The sequence below is a fragment of the Actinotalea sp. C106 genome, from assembly GCF_023630195.1.
Classification (GTDB): domain Bacteria; phylum Actinomycetota; class Actinomycetes; order Actinomycetales; family Cellulomonadaceae; genus Actinotalea.
In genome coordinates this window covers 1-6,890 of record NZ_JALPKN010000171.1, presented here as the reverse complement: position 1 = coordinate 6,890, position 6,890 = coordinate 1, and the positions used below count along the sequence as shown (strand labels likewise).

Below are 6,890 nucleotides of genomic sequence, written 5' to 3'. Positions count from 1 at the left end.
GGCACGTCGCCGCCTCCGGCTGGGACGGCCCGGTGCGCGTCTTCGCCCTCGTCGCCACGGGCCACGCCCTGGACGCCGAGCCCGGGCTGGCCCAGCAGCTGCCGGCCCCCGTGGTCGAGGTCGCGCGCCAGGACCCGCACCACATGACCTCGGTCGAGCAGGAGGGCCTTCCCGAGTCCGCGTCCCTCGAAGAGCTGCTCGGCGGGATGTCCTGGCCCGCGACGGTCGACGGCGCGGCCGTGGTCGTCGAGCGGGTCGTGCTGCCCCCCGAGGCCGAGGACGCCATGCCGCCTGAGCCCGACGCCGCCCTCGAGTACCTCATGGGCCACCCCGACCGTCAGGACGTGCGCCTGGCCGTCGGCGCCCTGCGGACCGGCGAGACCTGGTGCGCGGTCCGGACCCGGGCCGACGACGAGGATGCCGCGGTCGGCGGCGGACCCGACGTCGTCCCTGGGCTCGTGGCAGCGGTCCGCGCGACCCTCGACTGAGCGCGACCGGCGGTCAGCCGGTGCAGGTGGGGAGGGACACGCCCTGCCCCGTGCCGATGGCCTGGACCGCGGCGCGGGCGTCCGCCAGGGTCTCCACGCTCACCACGCTCAGACCGTCCGGCACGTGTCCGACGACCTCGTCGCAGTTGCCCTCGGGCGCCAGGAACCAGGCGGCCTCGTCGCGCACGGCGCCGGCGAGCTTCTGCCGGATGCCGCCGATCGGGCCGATCGCACCGGTGAGGTCCACCGTGCCGGTGCCGGCGATGGTCTCGCCGCCGGTCTCGTCCTCCTCGGTGAGCAGGTCGATGATTCCGAGGGCGAACATGCTGCCTGCGCTCGGGCCCCCGATGTCCTCGATGGCGATGCTGACGTCCACCGGCAGCTCGAACTCGGGGTCGATGATCACGCCGAGCAGCGCCCGGCCGCTCGTCTCGTCCTCGACGGTGGTGATCTCGAGCTCGTGCCGGGAGCCTGCGCGCTCGACCCCGAGCCGGACCGTCTCCCCGGGCTGGACGTCGTCCATGCGGGCGCTCAGCTCGGAGAAGCTCGTCAGCCCTTCCCCGTCGAGGTCCTGCACGACGTCCTCGGGCTGGACCACGCCCTCGGCCCCCGACCCGGCGATCGCCTCGACGACCACGAGCTCGGTCGGCACCTCGTAGCCCAGCTCTTCGAGGGCCGCGACGGCTGCGTGCTCCTGCGAGGAGATCATCAGCGCCTGGTTGCGCTCGTCGATGTCCTCGCGGGTGTCGGTGGTGGGGAACACCTGCTCGACGGGGGTCACGGCCCGCGACCCGTCGAGCCAGCCCCGGACCAGCATCGGCAGCCCCACGGGGTACCCCGGGCCGCCGGAGACGGAGACCGTCGTGAGCAGCAACGCCCCCGAGGACTCGTAGGTCTCGGTGCCCTCCACCGTGATGAGCGGCTGACCCGCGCTCTCCCCCAGGGTGTCCCGGGTCGGCCCCGGCGACTGCACGGCGTAGGGCACCGGGACGATGGCCGCCACCGCGACGAGGATCGAGGTGGCGACGGTCGCCGCAGCGAGGGTGATGGCCCGCGGCGTCACCGGGGGCACCGGGGGCACCGGGGGCACCGCGTCGGCATGGTCCTGGTCCGGAGCATCGCCGCCAGGCTGCTCCGGGAACGGGGAGGGCTGCGTGGCGGCCGGGGGCTCGGGATGCGTCACCGGGACATTCTGCGCCTACAGCGAACCGGCGTGCTGACGCGCCCACGACGACGCCCCGCTCACGGCTCACGCGCAGCCGTTGCAGTTACCGTGGGGAACCCGCCGACGCCCTTGGGAGCGCACGATGAGCAACCAGCCCTCCGACCCCGACCGGCCCGAGCTCCCGCCGCAGCTCACCGAGCTGCTCCGGTCCCTGCTCGGTCCCGACGCGGACCGGGTGATCGAGGAGATGTCCGAGCGTGGCCTGGGCATGACCGGGCCTGACGGCACGCCCGTGGACCTGCAGGCGATGGTCCAGGCCGCCGGGCTCCCCGAGGACCCCGCTGCCCTGGGGCAGGTGCTCGAGCAGGTGAAGCGGATGCTCGCCGCCTCGGGGGACGGCCCCGTCAACTGGGACCTCGCCCACGACCTCGCCCGCCAGGTCGCCGTCGCGGAGGGGGACCCCTCGGTCGACCAGCAGCAGCGCCGCGAGGTGACGGCGGCCTTCTCGGTCGCCGAGCTGTGGCTCGACGTCGCGACGGACCTCCCGCCCTCAGGCGGACCGGTCCGTGCCTGGAGCCGCTCGGAGTGGGTCGAGAGCACGCTGGGCACCTGGCGGACCCTCGCCGAGCCCGTGGCGAGCTCGGTGGCCGACGCCCTCGCCGACACCCTCGCGAGCCAGGCCACCGACGTGCTCGGGGCCCTGGGCGACCAGGAGGCCCTCGGTCTCACGGGCGGTGCGGGGCAGATGATGCGCCAGCTCGGCGGGGCGGTCTTCGGCATGCAGGTCGGCCAGGCCGCCGGCACTCTCTCCCGCGAGGTCTTCGGCTCGACCGACATCGGCATCCCGCTCGCCGAAGGGCCCGGTACTGCCCTGGTCCCCCGCAACGTCACGGCCTTCGCCGAGGACCTCGACGTCCCGGTCGAGGAGGTCCGCATCTTCCTGGCTCTGCGCGAGGCCGCCCACGCACGCCTGTTCACCCACGTCACCTGGCTGCGGGCGCACCTGATCGGCGCCGTCCAGGCCTACGCCCGCGGCATCGCGATCGACACCGACTCCCTCGAGGAGGCCGTCCGCACGATCGACCCCACCGATCCCGCCGCCCTGCAGGAGGCGCTGTCGGGCGGGGTGTTCTCGATCGGCACGACCCCCGAGCAGCAGGCCGCGCTGCTGCGCCTCGAGACGGCCCTCGCCCTGGTCGAGGGGTGGGTCGACGAGGTCACCGCGGCGGCGGCCGTCGCGCACCTGCCGCACACCTCTGCCCTGCGCGAGATGATGCGCCGCCGCCGGGCGGCCGGCGGACCGGCCGAGGACACCTTCGCGACCCTCGTCGGTCTCGAGCTGCGCCCCCGTCGGTCGCGGGACGCCGCGACGCTGTGGTCGCTCATCGCGGCTGACGGCGGCGCGGCCGCACGGGACGCCGTCTGGGAGCACCCCGACCTGCTGCCGACCGCCGAGGACCTCGACGACCCGTCCGGCTACGCCGCACGACGCACGGCCGAGGGGGACGAGCACGCCGACCTCGACCGGGCGCTCGAGGAGATCTTCGCCGCCGACGAGGGCCAGGACGGCGACGGGGCCGGGACGCAGCGCCCTGGGCAGAGCCCGGAGCAGGGCCCGGAGCAGGGCCCGGAGGAGGACGACCAGGGGACGCCGTCCTCGTAGAGGAGCTGCGCACCACCCCCGCCGGAGCCCTGCGCGGGGTACCCGCTCAGGGCTCGGCGACCTGCTCCTCGCCGTCGTCCTCGTCCTCGTCCGCGGGGGCGTCGGTCGCGTACGCGACCCCCTCGAGGAACCCGCGGGCCCGCTCGGTCCTGGGGTAGCGCTCGACCAGGGCCCAGAACTCCGGGCCGTGGCCGGCGTGGAGCAGGTGGGCGAGCTCGTGCAGCAGCACGTAGTCGAGCACCCAGCGCGGCATGCCACGCACCCGGGAGGAGATCCGGATCGTGCCCTCCCCCGGGGTGCACGAGCCCCAGCGGCGCCCTTGGTTGGTCACCCACGCCACGCTCGTCGGCCTCGCACGACCCTGGAGGTAGCGCGTCGAGAGCTCGGTCGCGCGGGCCAGCAGCTGCTCGTCCGAGGGGCGCCGACGCTGCTCCTGGGAGACGAGCTTGGTCACCATGCGCCTGACCCACTCACGCTCCTGGGTCCGCGTGAAGCGCGCGGGGATCGCGACGACCAGGCGCCCGCCCTCACGGAAGGCGGTGACCGTACGCACGCGTCGGCGGCTGCGACGCACCTCGACCGCCTCGAGGGCTTGGGTGAGCGTGTCGGCGCGAGCCTCCTCCGACCCCGGCGAGGGTCCTGGAGCCTCGTCCTGCCTCTCAGGGGACTGCGGGCCTTCCCGGTCCTCGGCAGCGCCGGACCGGGCCGCGGCCTGCGCGCTGCGTCCCTCCCGTGCGGCTGCTCCGTCCTGGGGCACGTGAGCACGGTAGCGCCCACGGCCGACCCGCGACGTGGCCTGGACCACACCCGGCGCGCCGATCACCGCTCCTGCGGCGGTCCACGGGGCTGAGCACTACGCTGTCGGTGCACGGTGACGCCCGCCTCCCTGGCGGGGCTCACCAACGCCGGCCGGGTCGATCGCGTCCGGTGCGCAAGCCTTCTGAACGGAGATACCTCATGGCCGAGACCTACAAGGGCGAGTTCTACTGCGTGAAGTGCAAGGAGAAGCGTGAGGCCGAGGGCGACGTGGTCGTCGCCAACGGTCGCAGGATGGCGAAGGGCGTGTGCCCCGTCTGCAGCACCAAGCTGAACCGGATCCTCGGCAAGGCCTGACGCGCGCCACGAGAGGCGGCCCCGTCGTGGGCCGCCTCTCGCATGTCCGGCCCCTGTGGACAGCCACCGTGGGAGTCCTCCGGACGCCAGGCTGTTGCCGTGCGAGGAGACGACGCGAGGCAGAGCACGGGACCGCGGCTACGACCGGGGGTCGAGGTGCTGTGGTGCGACACGACCACCGTGCAGCTCGGTACCGACGACCGCTGGGCGGTCCGGCTGAGCGACCTGTCCCCCGCCAGCGCCCGCGCACTGATGTCGGTGCCCCGGGGCGCTGATGCCCCCTCGTTGCGGCGCGCCCTGCGCGCCGAAGGGGTCGACCCCCGCGAGTCGGACGAGGTCCTCGCCCATCTCACGGCCAGCCGTCTGCTCCTGGAGACCACGGGGACGCGCTCCAGCCCGGAGGAGCTGACCTGGTCGCTCCTCACCGAGGACGGCGACCCTCGCCCCGTCCTCGCACCCCGCGCGGGGCAGGTCGTCCGGGTCTGCGGCCTGGGACGCACCGGGCTGGGCATCGCGGCCGGGCTCGCCGCGGGCGGGGTCGGGACCCTCGAGCTCGACGACGACCTGCTCGTGGGCCCGCACGACACGGGGGCCGGGGGCTTCACGGCGCGGGACGTCGGGACCGTCCGGTCCGCCGCGGCGGCCAGGGTGCTGCACGACGTCGCACCGACGGTGCGGACCGCTCCGCCCCGCAGCGGTCGACGGGGTGGCCGCTCCTCGGGCCCACCGGACCTCGTCGTCCTGGTCGAGCACGGGGCCGCGGACCCGGTGCGTCATCGCCCGTGGCTGCGCGAGTCTGTCGACCACCTCTCGGTGGTCCTGCGCGAGGCCTCCGTCCTGGTCGGGCCGCTCGTGCGTCCCGGGCGCGGGCCATGCCTGCACTGCGTGGACCTGCATCGCGCGGAGCAGGACCCCTACTGGCCCACCGTCGCGGCCCAGCTCGCCCTCGGGGGGACGCGCTCGCGTCGGGGTGAGGAGACGGTGATCGCCCTGACCGCGGCCGCCCTCGCCACCGGGCAGGTGCTCGCGCACCTGGACGGGCTGCCGGCGACCACCCACACCGGGGCGCTCGAGGTGCGCCTGCCCGAGGCGGTGCCCCGGGGCATGGGGTGGCCGGTGCACCCGGACTGCGGGTGCACCGGCCTGGTGACGGACGGATCGGCGGGAGAGCTGACCGCGCGGGTCTGAGGACGGTCCCGACCGACGGTCATGCCGCCGGTCGGGACTCGTCCTTGCGGGGTCGTCCCCGGCCGCGCTTGCGCGGGACGACGACACCGTCGACGAACACCTCGCCTCCCCAGACGCCCCAGGGCTCCGAGCGCGCCACGGCCCCCGCCAGGCAGCCCTCGCGCAGGGGGCAGTCCTGGCACAGGGACTTGGCGAGCTCGACCTCCCGGCTCGCCTCGGCGAACCACAGCTCGGAGTCGTGCTCCCGGCACGGGATGAGCGAGGCGACGAGCTGGTCGAAGGCCTGCTCCTCGCTGGGTGCGGCGGGTGCGGCAGGTGCAGCAGGGACGGGCCAGGGGCCTGATCCGCCCTGGTTCAACGTGTCGAGCAGCGTGGTGAGCCGCACGAGGTCCTCCTGAGTTCCGGAGTGGACAGCTGGTCGGGTGCCGGGATCGACGGACCTTCGCTGACCGCCCGGAGGCGGAGACATGCAGAAGGCCGCGGGTCCCGAGATGGACTCCGCGGCCTGGTGGGGCTCCTGGTCGTGTCAGACCGTGAGCGCCCCCGTGACGGAGTCGGGCTCGGTGGCAGAGGTGAGTCCCTCGCCGCGCAGACGCGGGCGGATGCCGAGGTACGCGGACACACCACTCCCCTGGATCAGATCCAGAGCGGGTGCGGCAGGACGCGGCACGAAACCCGCTGCCATCGCAGCGCCGTTCACCACTGTCATCGTCTTCATCGGTGCACCCACCCCCTCTCTGATCAGGCCCAGGCCTCTTCGGCCCGACCTCCTACAAGGACGTGAGGAACTCTAGAACCGTGCACCGGAGGCGCACAACCGAATTAACGACCGAGTTCTGCGAGGTCCTTCTACCCGCAGCCCGCCGCCCGGCCGGAGCGCACCCGGAGACGAGATGCCCCTGGTCAGCGACCGGGGCAAGACGTACTCAGGGACGGGGACGCGGGTGCTCCGCGACGAGGGCGAGCAGCGAGGAGCCGTAGCGGTCGAGCTTGGCGGGTCCGATCCCCCGCACCCGGGCCAGCTCGGCGATGGTCGTCGGTCGGTCCCGGGCCACGGTCTCGAGAGCCGCGTCCACGACGATCGTCCACGCCGGCTTGTCGGCCTCGACCGCGACCGTGCGGCGCCACTCGTGGAGCGCCTCGAGCAGCGCCGGGTCCACGTCCTCCAGGTCGACCGCAGCCCCGCCTGCGGCCCCGGACCGGCGCCCGCGGCCCCCCGTGGGCCACAGCCCCTCGAGGGACCGCGTGCGCTTGCGGCTCGCGCGGGCCCCGG

8 protein-coding genes are annotated in these 6,890 nt (G+C 74.6%); 4 read left to right on the top strand and 4 right to left on the bottom strand.

What is annotated here, in order from left to right:
* Positions 1–488 (top strand): PPA1309 family protein (locus tag L0B03_RS11865; protein WP_250446004.1); only part of this gene is annotated, 488 nt, incomplete at its 5' end.
* A 13-nt stretch (positions 489–501) separates the two neighbouring features.
* Here L0B03_RS11865 and L0B03_RS19600 read toward each other — a convergent pair.
* Entirely contained in the window at positions 502–1,671 is a 1,170-nt protein-coding gene (locus tag L0B03_RS19600) for a S16 family serine protease (RefSeq protein ID WP_250446003.1), read from the bottom strand.
* A 124-nt stretch (positions 1,672–1,795) separates the two neighbouring features.
* Here L0B03_RS19600 and L0B03_RS11855 point away from each other — a divergent pair, with 124 nt between their 5' ends.
* The gene (locus L0B03_RS11855) at positions 1,796–3,316 is read left to right on the top strand and encodes a zinc-dependent metalloprotease (protein WP_250446001.1); all 1,521 of its coding nucleotides are present in this window, start codon (positions 1,796–1,798) and stop codon (positions 3,314–3,316) included.
* A 46-nt stretch (positions 3,317–3,362) separates the two neighbouring features.
* On the opposite strand, the gene L0B03_RS11850 is transcribed toward L0B03_RS11855, so the two are convergent.
* Positions 3,363–3,890, bottom strand: a complete 528-nt coding sequence (locus L0B03_RS11850; RefSeq protein ID WP_250446005.1) for a YgjP-like metallopeptidase domain-containing protein — start codon at positions 3,888–3,890, stop codon at positions 3,363–3,365.
* Positions 3,891–4,273: 383 nt separating this feature from the next.
* Here L0B03_RS11850 and L0B03_RS11845 point away from each other — a divergent pair, with 383 nt between their 5' ends.
* The gene (locus tag L0B03_RS11845; RefSeq protein WP_198026069.1) at positions 4,274–4,429 is read left to right on the top strand and encodes a DUF5679 domain-containing protein; all 156 of its coding nucleotides are present in this window, start codon (positions 4,274–4,276) and stop codon (positions 4,427–4,429) included.
* 99 nt (positions 4,430–4,528) lie between these two features.
* A complete protein-coding gene (locus L0B03_RS11840; protein WP_250446000.1) occupies positions 4,529–5,617 on the top strand; it encodes a thiamine biosynthesis protein ThiF in 1,089 nt (362 codons plus the stop codon).
* 19 nt (positions 5,618–5,636) lie between these two features.
* Here the strand turns inward: L0B03_RS11840 and L0B03_RS11835 are convergent, their stop codons facing one another.
* Positions 5,637–6,002, bottom strand: coding sequence for a WhiB family transcriptional regulator (locus tag L0B03_RS11835; RefSeq protein WP_250445999.1), 366 nt, complete (start codon positions 6,000–6,002; stop codon positions 5,637–5,639).
* A 541-nt stretch (positions 6,003–6,543) separates the two neighbouring features.
* Positions 6,544–6,890, bottom strand: a 347-nt coding sequence (locus tag L0B03_RS11830) for an HRDC domain-containing protein (protein WP_250445998.1), incomplete at its 5' end; no start/stop codon positions are given.